Here is a 22,337-nt window from a genome sequence, read left to right on the forward strand (position 1 = left end):
AAAAAAGGCCCGCATCGTAGACGTGCGGGCCAAGTCATGACGTTAGGTGACTGGCTCAGAGGTCAGTAGAGCCGTGATGTTAACGATTACGCCAAGGGTTCGTTCCATTGAGTGGCAAAATCGAGTCGAATTTGACGGCGGGGTGAAAGTTTTAATAAAACGTCAATGAATCGGTGACATCACTTTATTCAAATAAACAGCAGGCGGTCTTTTGACTGCCACGATAGTGACGGGCGTATGGCGTATGGGTTCTGGGCGAGAGCTGAAGACAGGTTCGGGCTGGCGTGAAGGCGTAAAGGTTTTGCGCGAAAAACGCAGTTCCGTTTCCCTCATCACCTTCATGGCATTGGCCGTTGCACTTGCTGGCTGCGCGTCACAGACGCCTTCATCGCAAAAACCTAAAGCAAAACGTTCCAAAGAATATTTTGCGGAATCGAAATATGGCGTCAAGGCGAGCCCGCGTGTTGCCCATTCGACAGGAAAACCCTTGCCGCGCGGCGGCGGACGCGACCAGACCGGACGGCCCTACAAAGTGAAGGGCCGCTGGTACCATCCCAAGGAAGACAAAAATTACAAGGCAGTTGGACAAGCGTCCTGGTACGGCGAAGCCTTTCATGGCCGGTTGACCGCCAATGGCGAAATCTACGATATGGCGCATCTGACTGCCGCGCATCCAACCATGCCCCTGCCAAGCTATGCGCGGGTTACAAACACGCAGACCGGCAGTTCGGTAATCGTGCGGGTTAATGATCGCGGTCCTTATGAATATGACCGGGTGATCGATCTTTCGCAGAAGGCCGCAGACATGCTCGGCTATCGCCATCATGGTACGGCCAAGGTGAAGGTCGAATATGTCGGACGTGCGCCGCTCGACGGTCAAGACGATTCCTACCTGATGGCATCCTATCGTCCGGGTGATGGCGATCCAATGGGCCAGCCGGCGACCGGTGTCATGCTGGCGATGAACGGCCCGACGCCGACATCTTCGCAATCGTCAGCGCCCATAGCGGCATCGGCGCCGATCCCGCAGGATTCACCTTTTGCCGTCAATGACGCATACGGAAATGTACTGTCTCAGCCTGCAGTCGTTCCGCGGCCATCACCGCGGCCTGATCTGGCGATGGGGCAGACAAGCGGCGATCATATCAAAGGCATGGCGGGTTATGCCCCTGATCAGTCAACGCTCCGCGCCTATGCACAAGAGAACACCTATGGCAGCATCCTGAACGAAGGGGCCGTTTCCGGCGCTTGGAAGACGCAGGATAGTGCGCGCAGCGGCGAATATGTGGAACTCGGGCTTTTCAATTCACTGGAAGCCATTGAAAAAGTCGAGCGCGCTCTGGCGAAGACGGCTCAAATTAGCCGCGCGCAGGTGCAGTCCGATACAGGCATGGTCTATGAACTGACCGCTGTTTCGCGAAAAGGCGACAATGATGCTCTCTTGAAAGCAGCATGGAAAGCCGGTGTAAGCGATGCATTTGTGGTGCGTGCCCATTAAAATTGCTAAAATGGAAACGATTTCGACTATACTGCCCCTGTAGGTAATTTTCGATAATCTTGCAGCAAGGCTTTCATGGCGCTCTCTTCTTTTTTTGTCAGGCGAGTAATGGCGTTGGCGGGCGGTGTCTTGGCTCTCTCGCTTGCGTCGTCCAATCTCGCCTCGAGCCAGGAAGGCTTCACTGTCAAGGCACCACAGGCGTTTTTGATCGATGATCATAGTGGCACGGTGCTTCTCGCAAAAGATGCCTCTGCACCAATACCACCAGCGTCTCTTGCCAAACTGATGACGGCGGAAATCATTTTTGAGGCCATCGAAAGCGGAAAAACGACGCTTGAAACCACCTATCCGGTCAGCGAGCATGCCTGGCGCACGGGTGGTGCGCCATCCGGCACATCAACGATGTTCGCGCGTATCAAATCCTCACCGACTGTTTCTGATCTTTTGCAAGGCCTGATTGTTCAGTCGGCAAATGACGCGGCGATTATCTTGGCTGAGGGATTGGCGGGAAGTGAACAAGACTTCGTCCGTCAGATGAATGAACGTGCCCAAGTTCTTGGATTAAAAGGCTCTCATTTCGTCAATTCCACCGGTCTTCCGGCGGAAGGGCAAAAGGTCACTCTTGAAGACCTAACCGATCTTGCGCGTCATATCCATTCAGCGCATCGCGCATTTTATCAATACTATTCTCAAGGCTCTTTTACCTGGAACAATATCACACAGCGCAATCGCAATCCACTGCTGCGGCTTGACGTGGGGGCGGACGGACTGGGTACCGGCTATACCGAAGCTTCCGGCTACGCGCTGGTCGGTTCTGCCGAGCGCAACGGACGGCGATTGTTTCTGGCGTTGAGCGGTCTTGCCAGCGCCAAGGAGCGTGAGCAGGAGGCGCGAAAGCTGCTTGAATGGGGCATGACGGCATTCGATGATTTGCGCCTTTATGGGGCAAACGACGTGGTCGGCGAGGCGCAGGTGTTCGGCGGGGCTATGGCTTATGTTCCGCTCAAGGTGAAGGATGAAGTCGAACTGCTGTTGCCTAAAGATGGTCGGGACAGGCTGAAGGCACGCTTGATCTATGAGGGGCCGCTGGTGGCTCCGGTCACAGCGGAATCGCCGATTGGGGCATTGCAATTCGAGCTTGGTGGCAAGGTTTTACGAAAGGTGCCGGTCTTTGCCGCGCAAGACGTGTCGCAGGGCAGCCTTACGCGACGGGCCTGGAGCAGTATGGTCGAGCTTTCCACCGGCTGGCTCAGGAAATATCTGTAAAACGGCTGTTCCTGGCGCGTAAACCTCGACCTCAACGCCAAAGCTCGATATGAACTTGAATCATATGATTTTCCAATTGCGCGGAAGCCAGTGTGTCGGGATTGTTCATTACATTCGAGGGCGGTGAAGGGGCTGGCAAGTCGACACAGATCGGTTTGCTGGCTGAATTTCTTCGCACCCACGACTTTACTCCGCGCATCACGCGCGAACCGGGCGGCTCTCCCGGCGCGGAAGCGGTACGTCATGTCATTTTGAGCGGCAGCGCTGAAGAATATGGCCCGGCCATGGAAGCGCTTTTATTCGCCGCAGCTCGTGCTGATCATATTGACCAGCTTATTCGCCCTTCGCTGGATGAAGGAAAAATCGTTCTTTGTGATCGTTTCATCGATTCAAGTCGCGTCTACCAGGGCGTCACCGGTAATCTCGATGCCTCCTATATGACGGCACTTGAACGCGTCACGGTCGATGGCGTGATGCCTGATCTTACGATCATTCTGGACATCACAGCCGAAAAAGGACTGGCTCGCGCTGGCAAGCGACGCGGCACTGACACGGTTGACCGCTTCGAGAAGGAAGATGTTAGTGTGCATGAAGCACGCCGACAGGCTTTTTTGGCAATTGCCAAGGTGGAGCCGGAGCGCTGCAAGGTTGTTGATGCCGATAGGCCACAGGATGAGATTGCTGGAGACATAGCAGCGCTTCTCGAAGCAGAATTGCGAAAGCGGGGGCTTCTATGATCGACGCGCTCGATGTTCCCAAGACACATGATTCCATTGAAGGTGTTGCAGAGCCTTCGGCCAACGATCTTCTGACCGGGCATGATGACGTCGTGCGTTTTCTGGCGCAGGCCTATCGCGAAGGCCGCATGCATCACGCTCTTCTGCTGGAAGGTGAACAGGGTATCGGAAAGGCGACACTGGCCTTTCATCTCGCGGGTCATATGCTTGGCCACGGAGATCAGGCCAATGCGCCGGATTTTTTTGATAAGCCGGATTTTTCAAAACCCTTGTGGCGGCAAATTGCCGGTGGCATGCATCCCGCTGTGGTGCACATCAGTCGGCCATTCGACCAGAAGACGGGTAAATTCCGTACTGCCATAACGGTCGAGGAAATTCGGCGCGTTACGCATTTTCTGACCCGTACGGCATCGGATCACGCATGGCGCATTGTTATTATCGACCCCGCCGACGATATGAACCGCAATGCCGCCAATGCGCTGCTCAAGACGTTGGAAGAGCCGCCAGCGCGGGCATTATTCGTTCTTGTTTCGCATTCGTCCGGGCGACTTCTGCCGACCATTCGCTCGCGCTGCCAGAGCATCCAGATGCGTCCGTTGGACAACGCTTCCATGGTGCAAGCGCTGGCACATGCGGGTGCTGGCATCGGTCTGGATTCGTCCAGCATTACCGCCCCCTTGCTGGATCGCGCAGAAGGAAGCGTGCGCAAGGCGCTTTTGCTGCTCGCCCATGGCGGCGTCGAAATTGCCGATAGCGTCGATGCACTTTTGGAAGGGCAAACCTTCGATCTGCCCAAAGCGCAGGCGCTAGGCACGGCTGTCAGCGGGCGCGAGGCGGAAATCCAGTACCAACTCTTCCGTGATCATCTGATGGAACGCATCGCCGGCCGTGCGCACCACCTTGCAGAGGATGGGCAATTGCGCGAGGCAAGCGGGTGGTCGCAGTTCTGGAGCGATCTTGGCCGCGAAATCACCACCGCTGAAACCTATAATCTTGACCGCAGGCAGTTCGTCACAGGATTGCTTGAAAAAACCCATCGCGCATTTCGCGCCGGTCCTCCGGGGTGACATGGTTCAAGACATGCGTTATGTCAGCGCTGACCAATTTCTTGCATGTGTCTGGTGATCGTTTTGCAAAACGGGCAGACGCGCTTCAAACATCGAAAGACCGGGTCCCTCATGAGCCGCGAAAAATATTACATCACCACGCCGATCTTCTACCCCAATGGCAAGCCGCATATCGGCCACGCATACACGGCGATTGCGACTGACGCGATGGCGCGTTTTCAGCGGCTTTTGGACAAAGATGTGTTTTTCTTAAGCGGCACCGATGAGCATGGCCTTAAGATGCAGCAGACGGCGGAGAAGGAAGGCGTTACGCCCATAGCGCTTGCCGACAAGAATTCGGATGTTTTCCGCTCGATGCTCGAAGCGCTTGGTTGCTCGAACGATCAGTTCATTCGTACCACCGAAGAGCGTCACCACAAGGCTTGCCAGGCAATCTGGAAAGCCATGGAAGCCAATGGCGATATCTATCTCGATTCCTATGCGGGCTGGTATTCGGTGCGGCAGGAAGCCTATTTCGACGAAAGCGAAACAACACTCGGCGATGATGGTGTTCGCCGCGAGCCGTTGGGCTCGCCCGTCGAGTGGAACGAGGAGGAAAGCTATTTCTTCCGCCTGTCCGCCTATCAGGACAAGCTGTTGGCGCTTTATGAAAACGATCCCGGTTTCGTCATGCCGTCAGAACGCCGCAATGAGATCATGAGTTTCGTCAAATCGGGCCTGCGCGATCTGTCGATTTCGCGCACCACCTTTGACTGGGGCGTAAAAGTTCCGGGCAACGAAAAGCATGTCATGTATGTCTGGGTCGATGCGCTGACCAACTACATCACCGCTGCCGGTTACCCCGACACGTCGAGTGAACAATGGGATTTCTGGCCCGCAAACGCGCATATTATCGGCAAGGATATCGTGCGTTTTCACGCTGTCTACTGGCCTGCGTTTCTGATGTCGGCGGGCCTGCCGCTGCCAAAGCGCGTCTTTGCGCACGGTTTTCTGTTTAACCGCGGCGAGAAAATGTCGAAATCGGTCGGCAATGTCATCGATCCGTTTGAACTGGCCGAGCGTTACGGTCTTGACCAGTTGCGCTATTTCTTCCTGCGTGAGGTGCCATTCGGGCAGGATGGCAGCTATAGCCACGAAGCCATTGTCAACCGTACCAATGCCGATCTCGCCAATGACCTCGGCAATCTCGCGCAGCGCTCTCTGTCGATGATCGCCAAGAATTGCGAAGGAAAGGTACCTGAGCCGGGCGCATTCACGGCAGAAGACAAGGCTATTCTCGATCAGGGAATGCAAGCGCTTGAAACCGCATGCAAAGCCATGGATGATCAGGCACTACATCAGGCGCTGGGCGCGATCTTTGCCGTTGTCGCTGAAGCCAATCGTTACTTTGCGGGGCAGGAGCCTTGGGCGCTGCGCAAGACCGATTTCGAGCGCATGGGCACTGTGCTTTATGTGACGGCGGAAGTCATTCGTCGTGTCGCCATCATGGTGCAGCCGTTCATCCCGCAATCTGCACAAAAGCTGCTGGATATTCTGGCAATTCCGGCGGACAAGCGGCTGTTTGCCGATGTGACTGCGAGCCCGCTTGCAGGTGGCACGCAATTGCCCGCGCCTCAGCCGATCTTCCCGCGCTATGTGGAAACCGAAGAACAGAACTGAGTTGATCATGCTTGTCGATAGCCATTGTCATCTCGACTTTGCCGAATTCGAACCGGAGCGCGATGACATCGTGCGCCGTGCGCTCGATGCTGGCGTCAAGCGTATGGTGACCATCTCCACCCGCGTGCGGCAGTTCGACAAGATTCTTGCCATCGCGGAAAACTATGAGTCCGTCTATTGCTCGGTCGGCACTCATCCCAACAACGCGCATGAGGAACTCGATATCACTGCCGATGATCTGGAGCGGTTGAGTGCGCATCCCAAAGTGGTCGCCATAGGTGAGGCGGGGCTTGATTATCATTACGATTACGCCCCACCCGCAGCACAGCGTCAGGGGTTTCTGACCCACATAGAGGCTTCACGGCGCACGCAATTGCCGCTGGTCATCCATGCCCGCAGTGCGGATGATGATATGGCGGAAATATTGCAACATGAAACCGCCAAGGGTCCTTTTCCCTTCATCCTGCATTGCTTTTCGTCTGGTCGCGCACTGGCTGAAAAAGGCATCGCACTCGGCGGCTATATTTCCTTCTCCGGCATTTTGACGTTTAAAAACTCGCCGGAAATCAGGGAAATCGCAAGCATTGTGCCGCATGAGCGTTTGCTGGTTGAAACCGATGCGCCGTTTCTCGCACCCTTGCCGCATCGCGGAAAGCGCAACGAACCATCCTTCGTGCCGCATACGGCGCGTGTGCTGGCCGAGACGATTGGTGTCGGCGCCGACGACATTGCCCGCATCACCAGTGATAATGTGTTCCGGCTGTTTTCCAAAATGCCGCGACCATCCGGAGATACAGCCAATTGAGCACGCCGCGTGATTGCCTGCGTTTTACGGTTCTGGGCTGCGGTTCCTCTCCCGGTGTCCCGCGCATCAATGGTGATTGGGGCAACTGCGATCCCAAAAATCCAAAAAACCGCCGCCGTCGCGCGGCCCTCCTGGTCGAGCGGTTTGACGCGTATGGTAATCAGACCACGGTAGTGATCGATACCGGGCCAGATTTCCGCAGCCAGATGATCGATGCCAATGTTCATGCGCTGGACGCTGCAATCTATACCCATCCCCATGCCGATCATATCCACGGCGTCGATGATCTGCGCACCTATGTCGTGGAGCAGGGGCGTTTGATGGATGTCTATGCCAATCGCTTGACGCGGATGCGGCTGTTCGAGGCTTTTGGCTATTGTTTCGAGACGCCAGTCGGTTCGAACTACCCACCAATTCTGAGCATGCACGATATTGTGGCGGAGACGCCATTCACGATCAGCGGTGCGGGCGGCGACATTCGTTTCACACCTTTCGCGCAGGTGCATGGCGACATTCAATCGCTGGGCTTTCGCATTGGCAACCTTGCCTATTGCACCGATGTCAGCGCTTTTCCTGATGAAAGCTTGCAATATATCGAAGGCGCGGATGTGCTGATATTGGGTGCACTGCAATATCGGCCGCATCCAAGCCATTTTTCACTTGAACAAGCGCTTCAATGGATCGAACGACTGGCGCCAAAGCGGGCTATTCTCACCCATATGCATGTGCCACTTGATTATGAGACGGTGATGCGCGAAACGCCGCCCCATGTCGAACCCGGATATGACGGCCTCAGTTTTGAGATGCCTCTATAAAAAAACCCGCCAAATGGCGGGTTTTTTCGACATATCAGCCAGCTGATCAGGCACGAGCTGGGAAGGGCATGACGTTGCTGCCTTCTTCGATTTCAGCTTCGATCTCTATCGTGCGATCCGGTTTGGTATCGACGGCAAGACCGCCTGCGCGCAAGAGATCTGAAAAGCGTCCGCCCAGAGCTGCCAATTCGTCAAAACTGCCACGCTCGACCAGGTGGCCATTGTCGAGAAACAGGACAATATCAGCGGAACGGACCGTTGAAAGGCGGTGCGCAATGATGAAGGTGGTGCGGCTTTCGCTCAATTCATCAACGGCCTTCTTGACCTTTTCCTCGGTTTCCACATCCAGCGCACTCGTGGCCTCATCGAGAACGAGGATTGGCGAATCCTTCAGGATCGCACGGGCAATGGCCAGACGCTGGCGTTCACCGCCCGAAAGCTGCGAGCCGCGCTCGCCCACCACCGTGTCATAGCCGCTGCTCTTGGCGAGAATGAAATCGTGGGCTGCGGCAGCTCTTGCAGCCGAATGCACGTCTTCATGCGACGCATTTTCATTGCCGATACGGATATTGTCTTCCACCGAGCGGTTGAAGAGGCCTGCATCCTGAAACACGGTTGCAATGGCGTGACGCAGCGAACGGCGGCTGACGCTGCGCGTATCGGTGCCATCGATCAGGATACGACCGGCGGCCGGATCGAAAACGCGCTGCAACAGATTGATCAACGTCGTCTTGCCCGCACCCGTCGGGCCGACGATTGCAACTGTCTGGCCGGGTTTTACGCCGAACGAAATATCATAGACGCCCTGACCGGAATTGGGAAACTCGAAGGTGACGTTATCGAAGACAATGTCGCCCTTGACGTCTTCCAGGTCTTTCGCACCCTGCGGTTCCTGACGATCAGCGGTTGCATCTTCCATATCAAAGAATTCTTCGAGCTTGGCGCGCGCTGTGACTGTCTGGTTGATGAACGCGCTGATCTGGTCGAGACGACCGATCATCAGCTGTGCGAAGCCGATAAAGGCTACGACATCACCAACGCGCATCTGGCCCTTGGTCACGAAATAGGCACCCAGCACCAGCACAACGACCATCGAGAAGGTCGAGGCCATGCGATTGAGGCCGCTTGCCAGGGCCCACCAGTTGAGAACCGGGAACTGCGACTTTTCGAGATTATGCGCATAGTCGCGCAGCGCTTTGGTTTCCGATGCGATGCGGTTATAGCTTTGAACCACCGACACATTGCTGATCGTGTCGCTGACATGCTCAAACAACTTGTGGTGATGCTTTTCGACGGCTACCTGGCCGTCCTTGGTCTTGCGCATGACCAGTTGCCCGATCATCACATAGATGACGCCAAGCACGATCAGCACCAACGACATGCGCAGATCCATGCTCATGGCAACAGGAATGAGCGTTACGAGCGCGACGACCGTGGTCAGATGCTGGCGCATAAACTCGAGCCAAAGCGTGAAGAGCGAATCCGTTGCGCGGATCAGTGTATGCAGCGCATTGGATGTGCCGCGCTTCTGGTGCCATGAAAGCGGCATGGTGATGATGCGCTCATAGGAATCGATCATCACGCCGAGACGACGGCGGTGTGCCAGACGGTCGGCACCACGCGCTACGAAGACGGCGGCAACGATATTGAAAGCGCCGAGTGCGGCCCAAAGTCCAAGCGGGAGGGAAATGTCGCTTTTGTCGGAAATAGCCTGAATGACCTTACCGAACAGGATTGGTTCGGCCAGAGTGACGACGGCGACAAGCACACTTGCGACACACATGGTTATCGTCCCGGCCTTTTCGACCGCGAGATATTGCATGGCACGCCAGTAGATTTTGAGTAACGACACTTTCGTACTCCCGTTGTTCTATTCATTGAGCTACATGGGGCAGACCCGATGTTCTATCAATATCAAAATGCGGTAAGACGTGGCGATTGCGTGTCTCAATCGACCATAAATTAAGAACATGTGTAACCGTGCGTGAATATTGGTCGGTTTTGGTGCTATTTCTTGCCAAAGCAGACCAAACCTAAATAATTTGTAATGTTGGGCTGGCGTCATTGCGATTGAGATTTGCGCGAAACGCTCTGGTAATCCGTTGCGGCCACGTCTATTGACAGGTCCAAGAAACAGATGTGCGGTTGTCACCGCAAAAGGATATATCGGCTTTCTCATGGCAGGCGTTGAACAGAAGATCGTTGCAGCAGACGAAACAGGCATGCGTCTTGACCGTTGGTTCAAGGTGCATTTTCCGGGACTGGGTTTCGGACATCTGCAAAAGCTGTTGCGCTCGGGCCAGGTGCGCATCGATGGCGGCCGCGCCAAGGCGGACACGCGCGTGCAGGCTGGGCAGGCGATCCGCATCCCACCCATGGGCGTTGATGAAAAAGCCTCCGGTCCCGTGACGGCAAGAACCATGCGCAGCCAGCAGGACGGTGACGTTCTTGCGCAGATGCTTATTTATGAAGACCCGAAAGTCTATGTCTTCAACAAGCCTGCGGGATTGGCAGTGCAGGGTGGTTCCGGCCTTGTGCGCCATGTCGATGGCATGCTTGAGGCATGGCGCAATAAGAGGGGCGAAAAACCACGCCTCGTTCACCGCATCGACCGCGACACATCGGGCGTTCTGGTGGTGGCGCGAACACGCGGGGCCGCACAGGCGCTTACAGCCGCCTTTCGCGAGCGCGATACCAAGAAGACCTATTGGGCACTGGTCAAGGGTGTGCCGCGCAAGCGCGAAGACAAGATTTCGACCTGGCTGGTCAAGGAACAGACGCCGGATGGCGACAAGATGCGCGTCTGCCAGCATGGCGAGCCGGATTCCGATCATGCGGTTTCCTATTATCGCATCATCGAAAAAGTCGGCAACAATCTGACATGGCTCGAAATGGAGCCTTATACGGGACGCACCCACCAGCTTCGTGTCCATGCCGCCCATATTGGCCATCCGATCCTCGGCGATCCCAAATATTTCGAAGCCGACCAGAACTGGGAGTTTCCGGGCGGCATTCAAAAGCGCCTGCATCTTCATGCGCGCCGCATCCGTATTCCCAACCCTTCTGGCGGCACTATCGATGTTACCGCGCCCTTGCCACCACATATGGTGCAAACATGGAACCTGCTTGGTTTCGATGCCGATGGCGTGGACGATCAGTCATGAAGCTGGTTCTGTTCGATTGCGACGGCACATTGGTCGATAGCGGCAATTTCATTCACCGCTGCATGGCAGAGAGTTTCGTCGATGCAGGCCTTGCGCCGCCAGAACAGGAACAGACCTTTTCCATCATCGGACTTTCACTGCCTTTGGCGATTGCGCAATTGTTGGGACGCGAAGTGGACGCGCAAGTTGAGTGGTTGACCGCGCGTTACAAGGAAAATTTCGTGCGGCTGCGGGCTGCACCCGATTTCGCCGAGCCGCTTTATGACGGCATCTTGCCGCTTTTGTCAGAGCTTGGGCAGAGGGACGATATTCTGCTCGGACTTGTTACGGGTAAATCACAGCGCGGCGTACGCGCGGTGTTTGAAAGACACGGCATCGGTCAGCATTTTCTGGTCGTGCGCACCGCAGATGATTGCCCGTCCAAGCCGCATCCGGCCATGGTGATGGAATGCTGTGCCGAGATGGGTGTAGAGCCCGATCGGACTATTGTGATTGGCGATGCGATCTACGACATGCAGATGGCTCGCTCCGCCGGTGCGCTGGCTGCCGGTGTGTCATGGGGCTATCATGGCAGGCAATCGCTGCTGCAAGCCGGTGCCCATCATGTTTTAAACGTGCCGCATGATCTGCATCCGCTGCTGGATGGCATGAACAGGCGCGCCACACTGGAACTGGAAGTACCCCATGCGTGACAAATTAAGTGATGCGGGAGCGCACAATCAGCCCTCGGACGAAAGCCCGGTCGTGCGTGCGCAAAAACTGATGCAGACGCCTTTGCCCAAGCGTTTTTATGAGCGCGTGGAAGTAGCTGAGGTTGAAGGCGGTTTTGCCGTGCATCTCGACGGTCGTCCAGTCAAAACGCCAGCGCGTAATCTGCTGCTGCTGCCAACGGCTGCCGCCGTGCAAATCGTGGCTGATGAATTTGACGCGCAGGAAAAGCACGTTGATCCAGTCAAGATGCCCGCGACACGGCTCGTAAATACGGCAATCGACGGCATTGCGCTCGATCCTCAAGCGGTGCTTGAGGATATATTGCGTTTTGCCGGAACTGATCTTCTTTGCTATCGCGCCGACACGCCGCAGGAATTGGTGTCGCGGCAGACAGCACAATGGGATCCATTGATCGATTGGGCCGAGACGCTCGGTGCGCGTTTTGCGCTTGCGGAAGGCGTGATGCATGTTGAGCAACCGCGCGAAGCTTTGGCGGCATTTGGCGTTCATTTGTCTGCTTTCCGTGAGCCGATCGCACTTGCCTGCCTGCATACCATGACGACATTGACCGGCTCGGCCATTGTCGGACTGGCGATTGCCAAACAGGAAATTACCGCTGATCAAGGCTGGTCGCTCGCCCATATTGATGAGGACTGGACAATCGAGCAATGGGGTGAGGATGCGGAAGCCTCCGCACGACGCAAAACCCGGCTGGTCGAAATGATGGTTGCGGACAGGGTGCTCAAAGTTCTTTAGAAGTAGAATGAAAAAGATATTGTAAATATATGATTATAATAAAAAAATGGTGTCTTTACCGGTTTTTCTTTGCACGCTTTTGTGCATCATTCCCACGATAAGAAAAAGGCGGGTGCCAATGCACCCGCCTGATTTTTTAGACCGAATAATACATGTCGAATTCGACCGGATGCGGGGTCATTTCATAACGCATCACTTCAGCCATTTTCAGCTCAATGAAGCTGTCGATCTGATCGTCTTCGAACACGCCACCGGCTTTAAGGAACTCGCGATCCTTGTCGAGCGACTGCAGAGCTTCACGCAGAGAACCGCTGACGGTCGGAATTTCCTTCAGTTCCTTGGCTGGCAGATCATAAAGATCCTTGTCCATAGCTTGTCCCGGGTGAATCTTGTTCTTGATGCCGTCAAGGCCTGCCATCAGAAGTGCGGCAAAGCACAGATAAGGATTTGCCGACGGATCAGGGAAGCGGACTTCCAGACGCTTTGATTTTGGCGATGAACCGAACGGAATACGGCACGATGCAGAACGGTTGCGGGCTGAGTAGGCCAGCAGAACCGGGGCTTCATAGCCTGGAACCAGACGCTTGTAGGAGTTGGTCGATGGGTTTGTGAATGCATTCACTGCCTTGGCGTGCTTGATGACGCCGCCAATGAAGAACAGGCAGTTTTCCGAAAGACCGGCATATTCATTGCCAGCAAAAGTCGGCTTGCCGTCTTTCCAGATCGAGAAATGCACATGCATGCCCGAGCCGTTATCGCCAAAGACCGGCTTCGGCATGAAGGTTGCGGTTTTGCCATAAGCATTGGCGACCTGATGCACGACATATTTGAAAATCTGCATCTTGTCGGCATTGCGCACGAGGCTGTCGAATTTGACGCCGAGTTCATGCTGTGCTGCGGCCACCTCATGGTGATGCTTTTCGACGGTGACGCCCATTTCGGTCAATACGGTCAGCATTTCAGAACGCATGTCCTGCGCGCTGTCGATCGGAGGAACCGGGAAATAACCGCCCTTGACGCGGGGGCGGTGGCCGAGATTGCCGGTTTCATAATCGGTGTCGTCATTGGACGGCAGCTCGTTTGAATCGAGCTTGAAACCGGTGTTGTAAGGATCGGCCTTGTACTTGACGTCATCGAAGATGAAGAATTCAGCTTCCGGGCCGACATAAACCGTGTCGCCAATGCCCAGCGACTTCATGTAGGCTTCGGCTTTCTTGGCCGTGGTGCGCGGGTCGCGGCTATAGGCTTCGCCCGAAATCGGATCGAGAATATCACACAGGATCACCAGCGTGGACTGGGCGAAGAACGGATCGATATGCGCGGTCGTCGGATCGGGCATCAGGACCATGTCGGATTCGTTGATGGCCTTCCAGCCGGCGATCGAGGAGCCGTCGAACATGACGCCGTCCTCGAACATTTCCTCATCCACGAGGCCTACATCCATCGTTACGTGCTGTAGCTTGCCCTTCGGGTCGGTAAAGCGAAGGTCGACAAACTTGATGTCGTTGTCTTTGATCTGTTTTAGAATGTCATTGGCAGTCGTCATTTTAATTTCCTGTTCGCACGACGAGAGATGGTATGCTGATTTTTATCAGATGGCGTCCACACCGGATTCACCGGTACGGATGCGGATGACTTCTTCGATATTGGATACGAAAATCTTGCCGTCGCCGATACGACCGGTCTGTGCGGCCTTGCGGATGGCCTCGATGGCGGCATCCATGGTTTCGTCCGCAACAATGACTTCAACCTTCACCTTTGGAAGAAAGTCGACGACATATTCGGCACCACGGTAGAGTTCGGTATGACCCTTCTGTCGTCCAAAGCCCTTGGCTTCGATGACAGTAATACCCTGCAAGCCGACTTCCTGAAGGGCTTCCTTCACTTCATCCAGTTTGAAGGGCTTAATGATGGCTTCGATCTTTTTCATCAGAGAATGGTCTCCGCTCTTCTTTGGAATGGGCATCGTGCCCGCTTCACCTCAAGAGATGCATAAAGCGTGCCAATTGAGAAAATATGGGAAAAAATTCGTCTGGCAGGCTTATGGTCAGCACATTGGCACTAAATCCGGCATATTTGCAAGGCAGACTATGATATCGAAAAGCCGAGAAGCATTTTGCCTATATTGATGTGGTTAAAAAATAGGCATTATGCGTTAATAAAGGGCATGCTTGCCTAAAGCATTCTGCACCGTGTTTAATCATCCTCGTTTTTGTGCTTGTAAGGTGTGCCATGTTTGAGCTTCTTTCCCCGGATGAAATGGGTGATGCGGACCGGTGGACCATCGAAAGTGGCATCAGGGATGGTTTTTCGCTGATGCTCGCTGCGGGAAAATCTGTGGCGGATGTGGCAGGCGGTATGTTTTCGCGCGAGATGCCGGTGGCTGTCCTTTGTGGCCCGGGCAATAATGGCGGGGACGGCTATGTTGCTGCGCAATATCTGCTGGAGGCGGGTTTCGAAGTCGTTTGTTTTTGTTCGACGCTGCCACGCAATGGCAGTGATGCCTTACGTGCGTCGGTTTTTTATAAGGGCGATGTGCGCGGTATTGCCCAGTTTTCACCAGCAAGCTTTGGCGGTGTGGTCGATGCCCTTTACGGTGCCGGTCTTACACGTGAAATTCATGGTGCCGAAGCCATTGCCATTGCAGCACTGAACGGCTCAGGCCTGCCGGTGGTTGCCGTTGATTTGCCAAGCGGTGTATCGGGCGAAAGCGGGCAGGCGCAAGGCGTGGTGGTAACGGCGACGACGACCGTCACCTTCTTTCGCAAGAAACCTGGCCATTTGCTACAACCGGGCAGGGCGCTTTGTGGTGTGCTGCATGTCACTGATATTGGAATTTCCGATACTGTTCTTTCCAAAGCTATCAAGCCACAAACTTTTGAGAACGCCCCGGAACTGTGGTCGCAAAACCTGCCCGTCCTTAGCGTCGATGCTCATAAATATAGTCGCGGCCATGTGGCAGTATTTTCAGGACCTATGCATTCGACCGGTGCGGCGCGCCTGTCAGCTCTTGCTGCTGCCAGAAGCGGTGCGGGAGCCGTAACGCTTTTATCACCCACTGACGCCATGACAACGAATGCAGCGCATTTGACCAGTATCATGGTGCGGGAATCAAATACCGCAGATGATGCCGAGCGCTTTATCTTGGATCGAAAAGTGGCGGCCGCGGTTCTGGGGCCGGGCTTTGGTAATAGGGCTCTGGCACGCGACTATACACAAATGCTTTCAGGCAGCGATGCGACAACAGCGTTTAAAGGGCTGGTACTGGATGCCGATGCAATAGTGGCTTTCGAGGACAATCCACAGCAATTATTCGATATTCGCAAAAATGCCAAAACTGATCTGATAATGACGCCGCATGAAGGCGAATTCCGGCGGCTTTTTCCCGATATTGCTGCACACGATACTTCAAAGCTCGACAAGGCGAGGATGGCGGCAAAGCGCGCCAATGCCGTCATTGTCTATAAAGGCCCTGATACAGTAATCGCCGCCCCGGATGCTCGTGCGGCAATCAACACCAATGGCACACCATTGCTTGCCACTGCTGGATCGGGGGATGTACTGGCAGGCATTATATGTGGACTGCTGGCGCAAACCATGCCGGCTTTTGAAGCGGCTTGCGCGGCGGTTTGGGTTCATGGCGACACGGCACGTCGCTTTGGTCATGGGCTGATTGCGGAGGATTTGCCGCAACTATTGCCCAATACCTGGTCTGTATTGGCAAAACGCGAATAATCAGCGGCGCAGGCGGCCCTGATTTTGACCGACGTCTATTCTGACATCACCGGATATGGAAATATCTGTATTTCCCACACGGAAATTTCTCCGTGTCCCGACAGGTCTTTCATCTGGCTCCGCTTCGGGCGGAGGGCTCGAAACTAACGGCTTTTGTGTCTCGACACCGGGAAGCCCCGCAGGCGAATGCTGCTCTTCGCTCAATGCTGTTGTAGAACTTAAGACAACAACAGCAATGATATGTAAATTAATGGCTTTCATTAATCTGTAAAAGCCTCAGCCGGGTCGGCAACAGCTTCTAGAAGCTGTTGCGCCATATCCAGTGTGAACTCGTTATAATGTGAAATTACCCGGCTTGGTTCATAATGCTGAACCGGCAGGTCGGTGTAACCGAAATCAACCGCAACCACCGGGATACCTGCAGCTTTTGCCGTATCGATATCCGTGCGGCTGTCGCCCACCATGATGGCGCGGTCACGATTGCCCGCTGCAAGGGCGATCGTTTCGGTCAGGTGCCGCGGATCAGGTTTGCGCCATGGAAATGTGTCAGCGCCACAGATCGATGCGAAACGGGAGGCTTGCCCCATACTCGTCAGAAGCTTTTTTGCCAAAGCCTCGTATTTGTTGGTGCAAACCGCCAGGTCGTACCCGTGCGCCTGAAACCGATCCATAGCCTCGATTACACCGGGAAAGAAAAAGGACGAACCGGGCATATGATCTGAATAATGCGTACGAAACACCTCGACCAGTTCATCGAGCCGGGCATCATCGATTTCTGTTTTCTGTGCCGTGAAGGCCCGCTCGATCATGGTTCGTCCGCCTTGGCCGACATAACGACGCAATGCAATGCGATCTGCCGCTTTCAGGCCGGAAATGGTCAGACAGTGATTGAGGCTTTCCAGCAAGTCTGGCGCTGTATCGACAAGTGTACCATCAAGGTCGAACACGATAATAGGGCGGGTATTCGCGACTGACATGGCAATTCCTTGTCATTACTGTTGTGTCTGACGAAAACCGATACCTATCGCATAGGCTAAAAAGGCTCAAGCCCGATGCCTAAAATAAGAATTTTCTGAAAGATGTTTCAGGCTAAATTCTCTATCATATTTCCAATCGGCGCTTTGTTATAGTAACTGCGCGTGCTAGACGATGACCGGAATAACGAGAATCCGTGAGTGTGGTTGAATAACAAGCCGGGGACTTATGCGATGAGTGACGCACGCAAGCTCAAAATTGCAGCGGCTGCCGAAGCCCTGACCCATGTCAAGGATGGCATGCGTCTGGGCATTGGCACAGGCTCTACCGCGGAAGAGTTTGTGCGTTTGCTCGCAGAAAAAGTACAGAATGGTCTGCATGTCACAGGCGTGCCGACATCGGAACGCACCGCCAGTCTTTGCCGTGAACTCGGCGTGCCGCTTACGACACTCGATGAAACTCCGCATCTTGACCTGACGATTGATGGTGCAGACGAAGTCGATGGCGAGTTATCGCTGATCAAAGGCGGTGGCGGGGCGCTTCTGCGCGAGAAAATCGTCGCCGCAGCTTCCGATTCTATGATCGTCATTGCCGATCAGTCGAAAGTCGTGGAAACGCTGGGCGTTTTTGCACTGCCTATCGAGGTCAACCGTTTCGGGCTTGGTGCCACGATACGGGCGATTGAACATGCTGCTGAGAAATGTGGTCTTGCAGGGCCTTTAAACCTGCGTTTAAAAGATGGTTCGCCGTTTGTGACCGACGGCGGACACTATATCGTGGATGCATCTTTTGGCCGTATTCCATCGGCAAAGACATTATCCGACGCTCTCTTCGCCATCCCGGGCGTGGTCGAGCATGGGCTTTTCATCGGGCTGGCGCGCGCGGCAGTGATTGCCGGGACCGATGGCATTAAAACTATCAAGCGGTCTTGACCGCTGGCTTATCATCAAGCGGTCCCGAACCGCCGGTTTTGAACTGATTGAACGGAGTATTGAGCATATGATCCCGGCAACTGGCTTTCGCCGTCTGATTGCACCGTTTTCCGCGCTCGTTCTGATGGCAGGCGTTCATGCTGCTACGGCGCAGGAAATCTCTGAAACCCATCTGCAAGCCGCACGTCAGGCAATCTCGGCCATTAATGCGACCGAGCAGTTCGACGAAATTCTGCCCAATGCGGCACGCGCGCTTAAGGCTGAACTGATCCAGAAGGACCCGGACCTTGAGGCGTTGATCACCAAGACGGTCGATGACAAGGCTATTGCGCTGGCGGCACGTCGTTCCGATCTCGAAACAGAATCGGCTCGCGCCTATGCCAAGGCGTTTTCCGAAGATGAACTAAAGGCAATCGCTGCATTCTACGCTTCACCGGCCGGTAAGAAGCTTCTGGCGGAAGGCCCTATCGTTACGCGTGAAGTCGTACGCGCCGCCAATATCTGGCAAAATGGAGTCGCGCGCGATCTGGCCCGTAATGTGGGCGAAGTTCTGGTAGCGCAGGCCCGTTCATCTGCCGGTGAACAGCAGCCGGAACAGCCCGACCAGCAGTGATCTCCGCATAATGTGAGCGGATTTAAAAGCCCGGCGACTTGGCCGGGCTTTTTCTTTTGTCTACATATGATGCACAAATGATTAGCGGCCGTGAGCCGTCCCTGTTTCGATGGAGTGTTTTTGATGACCGCTTATGATTTCGACCTTTTTGTTATCGGTGGCGGTTCGGGCGGTGTGCGTGCGGGACGTCTTGCTGGCGCCATGGGAAAGAAGGCGGGGCTCGCGGAAGAATATCGTATGGGCGGGACCTGCGTGATCCGCGGTTGCGTACCAAAGAAGCTTTTTGTCTATGCATCGCAATTTCCCGAACATTTTGAAGATTCAGCCGGTTATGGCTGGAGTGTGGGCAAAAGCCAGTTTGATTGGAAGAAATTGCTCGCAGCCAAGGATAAGGAAATCGACCGTCTCGAAGGGCTTTATCGAAAAGGGCTTGAAAACTCTGACGTCGAGATTTTTGCAAGCCGGGCCCAACTGATCGATGCGCATACCATTGAGTTAGTGGCATCGAAACGGCGCGTGACGGCCGAGCATATTCTGGTTGCCACTGGTGGCCGGCCCAACATGCATGAGGCGCTTCCGGGGAATGAATTCTGCATCAGTTCCAACGAAGCCTTTCATCTTGAAGAATTGCCAGAGGCAATCGTCATAGCTGGCGGTGGCTATATCGCAGTGGAGTTTGCCAATATTTTTCACGGCCTAGGTGTGAAGACAACGCTGGTTTATCGTGGGCAGGAGATTCTTTCACGCTTCGACCACGATTTGCGTCATTTGCTGCACGAAACCATGGAAGCAAAGGGTATCCGCATTATTTGCGGTGCTGTTTTCCAAAAAGTTCGCAAACAGTCTGACGGTACCTTGTCGATTGCCCTTTCCAATGGCGAAATGCTTGAAGCAGGGCAGGCGTTGCTCGCACTTGGACGCACTCCGAACACCGACGGTCTTGGCCTCGAACAAGCCGGGGTCAAGTTGGACGCGCTCGGTGCGATTGAAGTGGATGATTATTCGCGCACCAGCGTGTCCAACATCTGGGCGGTCGGCGACGTCACCAACCGCGTGCAACTCACACCCGTCGCGATCCACGAGGCTATGTGTTTTCTGGAAACGGCTTTTAAGGATAATCCGACCAAGCCCGATCATGATTTGATCGCAACGGCAGTTTTCTCGCAGCCGGAAATCGGAACCGTGGGCCTTTCGGAAGAGGAGGCTGGCAAAAAATATCCTGAGGTCGAGGTCTATCGCGCCTTATTCCGCCCGATGCGGAATACGCTTTCGGGCCGCACCGAAAAAATGCTCATGAAAATCATCGTCGATGCCGAAAGCCGCAAGGTGGTGGGTGCCCATATCATGGGGCCGGATGCTGGCGAAATGGCGCAACTTCTCGGCATCTCGCTGAAGGCTGGTGCGACCAAGGACGATTTTGATCGCACAATGGCCGTGCATCCAACGGCTGCGGAGGAACTGGTGACGATGTACAAGCCGAGCTACCGTCTTGTACGTGGCGAAAAAGTCGACGGATGAATCTTTCGCCGCTTATATGACCGTGTTAACGAATATTGCTGGCATAAAACCTGTGTCTGCATTATATCCGCCCTACGCGCGCGCCGGGTCTGTTCAAAAACTGTCAGTTTTCTACGGGAAAAGACTGTAAAAGTGCAATTCCGGCATCCGTGCAAGGAGGCTATAATCCGATAATTATTGAGCGGATATTGAAACAGGTGCTACCATGACGAAGAACTGGACCCCGCATTCCTGGAGAAACAAACAGATCAAGCAGGTGCCGTTTTATCCTGACGCACAGGCATTGAACGATGTTGAGGCCCGTCTTCGCACTTATCCGCCACTGGTTTTTGCAGGTGAGGCACGCAAACTCAAGCAGCAGCTTGCAGCGGTCGCCGAAGGGCAGGCATTTCTGCTTCAGGGCGGAGATTGCGCCGAAAGCTTTGCCGAGCATGGCGCGGATAATATCCGCGATTTCTTCCGCGTGTTCTTGCAGATGGCAGTCGTCTTGACCTTTGGTGCGTCCAAGCCTGTGGTCAAGGTTGGCCGTATCGCCGGTCAGTTCGCAAAGCCACGCTCGTCCGACATGGAAACCAAGGACGGTGTCGAGCTGCCATCCTATCGCGGTGACATCATCAATGGCATCGATTTCGATAGCGCATCGCGCATTCCCGATCCCCAGCGTCAGGATATGGCGTACCGTCAGTCGGCGGCAACGCTCAATCTGCTGCGTGCTTTCGCACAGGGCGGCTATGCCAATCTGGAAAACGTGCACCAGTGGATGCTTGGTTTTGTCGGCAAGAGCCCGCAGGCCGAACGTTATGCCGCTCTGGCGCAGCGCATATCCGAAACGATGAATTTCATGCGTGCTATCGGCATTACCTCCGACAGCAACCATGCGCTGCGTGAAACGGATTTCTACACCAGCCATGAAGCACTGCTTCTGGGCTATGAAGAAGCGCTGACCCGCGTCGATTCGACTTCCGGCGATTGGTATGGGACCTCCGGTCATATGATCTGGATCGGTGATCGTACGCGTCAGGCCGATCATGCGCATATCGAATATTGCCGCGGCATCAAGAACCCGCTTGGCATGAAATGCGGCCCATCCCTGCAGCCGGATGATCTCATTCGTCTGATTGATCTGCTCAATCCTGAAAACGAAGCCGGTCGTCTGACACTGATTGCACGTTTTGGTTACGACAAGGTTGGCGATCATCTGCCGCAGCTTATCCGCGCCGTGGAACGCGAAGGCCGCAAGGTCGTGTGGTCCTGCGATCCGATGCATGGCAATACAATCACTGCAGGCGGCTACAAGACGCGTCCGTTTGATCGGATTCTTAAGGAAGTCGAAACCTTCTTCGCTATTCATTATGCGGAAGGCACGCATCCGGGCGGCATTCATATCGAAATGACCGGCAAGAATGTGACAGAATGCACAGGCGGCGCACGCGCCATTTCGGCAGACGACCTGCATGATCGCTACCACACGCATTGCGACCCGCGTCTGAATGCCGATCAGGCTCTGGAACTTGCTTTCCTGTTGGCCGAACTTCTCAAAAAAGAGCGCGATGCCGGTGTCGAAAGACAGGTTGCGACGGCATAATAGCGATTAGAAAAAAGACAAACGGGCAGGGCGGAGATTTCAATCTTCGCCCTGTTGCTTTTCGGCTAGACTTGTTTAGACCTTTGCGTGCTCGCAACTGATACTGGATATTCGGGAGCTATGCATGCAGCGTCTTTTTCTCGCATTTATCAATTCCATGCGCGCGCTGCGCTATCTTGCAGGCAACGAGAAGGCGGTTCAGCAGGAACTTGTTTTGTTTCTGATATCCTTGCCTTTGGCGTTTTTTCTTGCTCCCACTTGGCTGGCATTTCTGATGATGACAGGATCAATCCTGTTTCTTCTGATGATTGAAATTCTGAACACGGGTATCGAAGCCGCTTGTGACGCGATTTCGCTTGATTTTCATAAAGAGATACAGATTGCCAAGGATTGCGGTTCGCTGGCAGTGCTGATTTCAACTATTTTCACCTTCACGGTCTGGGCTTATATTCTGATCGACACCTATTTGCTCTGACAAAGCAGACAGAGATTGGTCGTCTG

The 22,337-nt window shown here is 54.5% G+C and carries 20 protein-coding genes; 16 read left to right on the plus strand and 4 right to left on the minus strand.

Features of this window, described 5'->3' with window-relative positions:
• Positions 1 to 244: 244 nt before the first annotated feature.
• The 7 genes from AAIB41_RS02965 to AAIB41_RS02995 all read left to right on the plus strand — a co-directional run bounded on the left by AAIB41_RS02965 (position 245) and on the right by AAIB41_RS02995 (position 7,847).
• Positions 245 to 1,498, plus strand: coding sequence for a septal ring lytic transglycosylase RlpA family protein (locus AAIB41_RS02965; RefSeq protein ID WP_343314791.1), 1,254 nt, complete (start codon positions 245 to 247; stop codon positions 1,496 to 1,498).
• Between the two features lie 108 nt (positions 1,499 to 1,606).
• Positions 1,607 to 2,764: a D-alanyl-D-alanine carboxypeptidase family protein gene (locus AAIB41_RS02970; protein WP_343314122.1), complete on the plus strand. Its 1,158-nt coding sequence runs from the start codon at positions 1,607 to 1,609 to the stop codon at positions 2,762 to 2,764.
• A gap of 92 nt (positions 2,765 to 2,856) precedes the next feature.
• On the plus strand, positions 2,857 to 3,501 hold the full coding sequence (tmk, locus tag AAIB41_RS02975) for a dTMP kinase (protein WP_343314123.1): 645 nt from the start codon (positions 2,857 to 2,859) through the stop codon (positions 3,499 to 3,501).
• Positions 3,498 to 4,568, plus strand: coding sequence for a DNA polymerase III subunit delta' (locus AAIB41_RS02980; RefSeq protein ID WP_343314124.1), 1,071 nt, complete (start codon positions 3,498 to 3,500; stop codon positions 4,566 to 4,568). Before tmk ends, AAIB41_RS02980 begins: the two co-directional genes overlap by 4 nt.
• A 111-nt stretch (positions 4,569 to 4,679) precedes the next feature.
• Positions 4,680 to 6,227, plus strand: a complete 1,548-nt coding sequence (gene metG / locus AAIB41_RS02985) for a methionine--tRNA ligase (protein WP_343314125.1) — start codon at positions 4,680 to 4,682, stop codon at positions 6,225 to 6,227.
• 7 nt (positions 6,228 to 6,234) lie between these two features.
• Positions 6,235 to 7,032 (plus strand): TatD family hydrolase, encoded by a 798-nt coding sequence (locus AAIB41_RS02990; protein ID WP_343314126.1) that lies wholly within the window; start codon positions 6,235 to 6,237, stop codon positions 7,030 to 7,032.
• Complete coding sequence (locus AAIB41_RS02995) at positions 7,029 to 7,847, plus strand: MBL fold metallo-hydrolase (protein WP_343314127.1); 819 nt, start codon at positions 7,029 to 7,031, stop codon at positions 7,845 to 7,847. The genes AAIB41_RS02990 and AAIB41_RS02995 overlap by 4 nt, the downstream gene beginning before the upstream one ends.
• Before the next feature lie 46 nt (positions 7,848 to 7,893).
• Here the strand turns inward: AAIB41_RS02995 and AAIB41_RS03000 are convergent, their stop codons facing one another.
• Complete coding sequence (locus AAIB41_RS03000; RefSeq protein ID WP_343314128.1) at positions 7,894 to 9,699, minus strand: glucan ABC transporter ATP-binding protein/ permease; 1,806 nt, start codon at positions 9,697 to 9,699, stop codon at positions 7,894 to 7,896.
• A gap of 325 nt (positions 9,700 to 10,024) precedes the next feature.
• On the opposite strand from AAIB41_RS03000, the gene AAIB41_RS03005 reads away from it, so the two are divergent.
• Genes AAIB41_RS03005 through AAIB41_RS03015 form a run of 3 tightly spaced genes read left to right on the plus strand, consistent with a single transcriptional unit; the run spans position 10,025 to position 12,478 of the window.
• A complete protein-coding gene (locus AAIB41_RS03005; RefSeq protein WP_343314129.1) occupies positions 10,025 to 11,011 on the plus strand; it encodes an RluA family pseudouridine synthase in 987 nt (328 codons plus the stop codon).
• Positions 11,008 to 11,703: an HAD-IA family hydrolase gene (locus AAIB41_RS03010; protein ID WP_343314130.1), complete on the plus strand. Its 696-nt coding sequence runs from the start codon at positions 11,008 to 11,010 to the stop codon at positions 11,701 to 11,703. The genes AAIB41_RS03005 and AAIB41_RS03010 overlap by 4 nt, the downstream gene beginning before the upstream one ends.
• On the plus strand, positions 11,696 to 12,478 hold the full coding sequence (locus tag AAIB41_RS03015; protein WP_343314131.1) for an ATP12 family chaperone protein: 783 nt from the start codon (positions 11,696 to 11,698) through the stop codon (positions 12,476 to 12,478). The genes AAIB41_RS03010 and AAIB41_RS03015 overlap by 8 nt, the downstream gene beginning before the upstream one ends.
• 136 nt (positions 12,479 to 12,614) lie before the next feature.
• Here the strand turns inward: AAIB41_RS03015 and glnA are convergent, their stop codons facing one another.
• Both glnA and AAIB41_RS03025 read right to left on the minus strand, forming a co-directional pair.
• On the minus strand, positions 12,615 to 14,024 hold the full coding sequence (glnA, locus tag AAIB41_RS03020) for a type I glutamate--ammonia ligase (RefSeq protein WP_343314132.1): 1,410 nt from the start codon (positions 14,022 to 14,024) through the stop codon (positions 12,615 to 12,617).
• 45 nt (positions 14,025 to 14,069) lie between these two features.
• Positions 14,070 to 14,408 carry a P-II family nitrogen regulator gene (locus tag AAIB41_RS03025; RefSeq protein ID WP_343314133.1) on the minus strand — a complete coding sequence of 113 codons (339 nt, stop codon included), beginning with the start codon at positions 14,406 to 14,408 and terminating at the stop codon, positions 14,070 to 14,072.
• Positions 14,409 to 14,710: 302 nt separating this feature from the next.
• Between AAIB41_RS03025 and AAIB41_RS03030 the strand changes: the two genes are divergently transcribed.
• A complete protein-coding gene (locus AAIB41_RS03030) occupies positions 14,711 to 16,213 on the plus strand; it encodes an NAD(P)H-hydrate dehydratase (protein ID WP_343314134.1) in 1,503 nt (500 codons plus the stop codon).
• A 260-nt stretch (positions 16,214 to 16,473) separates the two neighbouring features.
• Here AAIB41_RS03030 and AAIB41_RS03035 read toward each other — a convergent pair whose 3' ends face one another.
• Positions 16,474 to 17,190, minus strand: a complete 717-nt coding sequence (locus tag AAIB41_RS03035; protein ID WP_343314135.1) for an HAD family hydrolase — start codon at positions 17,188 to 17,190, stop codon at positions 16,474 to 16,476.
• Between the two features lie 231 nt (positions 17,191 to 17,421).
• On the opposite strand from AAIB41_RS03035, the gene rpiA reads away from it, so the two are divergent.
• From rpiA to AAIB41_RS03060, 5 genes are all read left to right on the plus strand, one after another.
• On the plus strand, positions 17,422 to 18,120 hold the full coding sequence (rpiA, locus tag AAIB41_RS03040; protein WP_343314136.1) for a ribose-5-phosphate isomerase RpiA: 699 nt from the start codon (positions 17,422 to 17,424) through the stop codon (positions 18,118 to 18,120).
• A gap of 67 nt (positions 18,121 to 18,187) precedes the next feature.
• A complete protein-coding gene (locus AAIB41_RS03045; RefSeq protein WP_343314137.1) occupies positions 18,188 to 18,733 on the plus strand; it encodes a DUF2059 domain-containing protein in 546 nt (181 codons plus the stop codon).
• Positions 18,734 to 18,856: 123 nt separating this feature from the next.
• Positions 18,857 to 20,251, plus strand: coding sequence for a glutathione-disulfide reductase (gene gor / locus AAIB41_RS03050; RefSeq protein ID WP_343314138.1), 1,395 nt, complete (start codon positions 18,857 to 18,859; stop codon positions 20,249 to 20,251).
• Positions 20,252 to 20,456: 205 nt separating this feature from the next.
• Positions 20,457 to 21,836, plus strand: a complete 1,380-nt coding sequence (locus AAIB41_RS03055) for a 3-deoxy-7-phosphoheptulonate synthase class II (RefSeq protein ID WP_343314139.1) — start codon at positions 20,457 to 20,459, stop codon at positions 21,834 to 21,836.
• A gap of 124 nt (positions 21,837 to 21,960) precedes the next feature.
• Entirely contained in the window at positions 21,961 to 22,311 is a 351-nt protein-coding gene (locus AAIB41_RS03060; protein ID WP_343314140.1) for a diacylglycerol kinase, read from the plus strand.
• Positions 22,312 to 22,337: the final 26 nt, after the last annotated feature.

It is taken from the genome of Brucella sp. BE17 (assembly GCF_039545455.1).
Classification (GTDB): Bacteria; Pseudomonadota; Alphaproteobacteria; order Rhizobiales; family Rhizobiaceae; genus Brucella.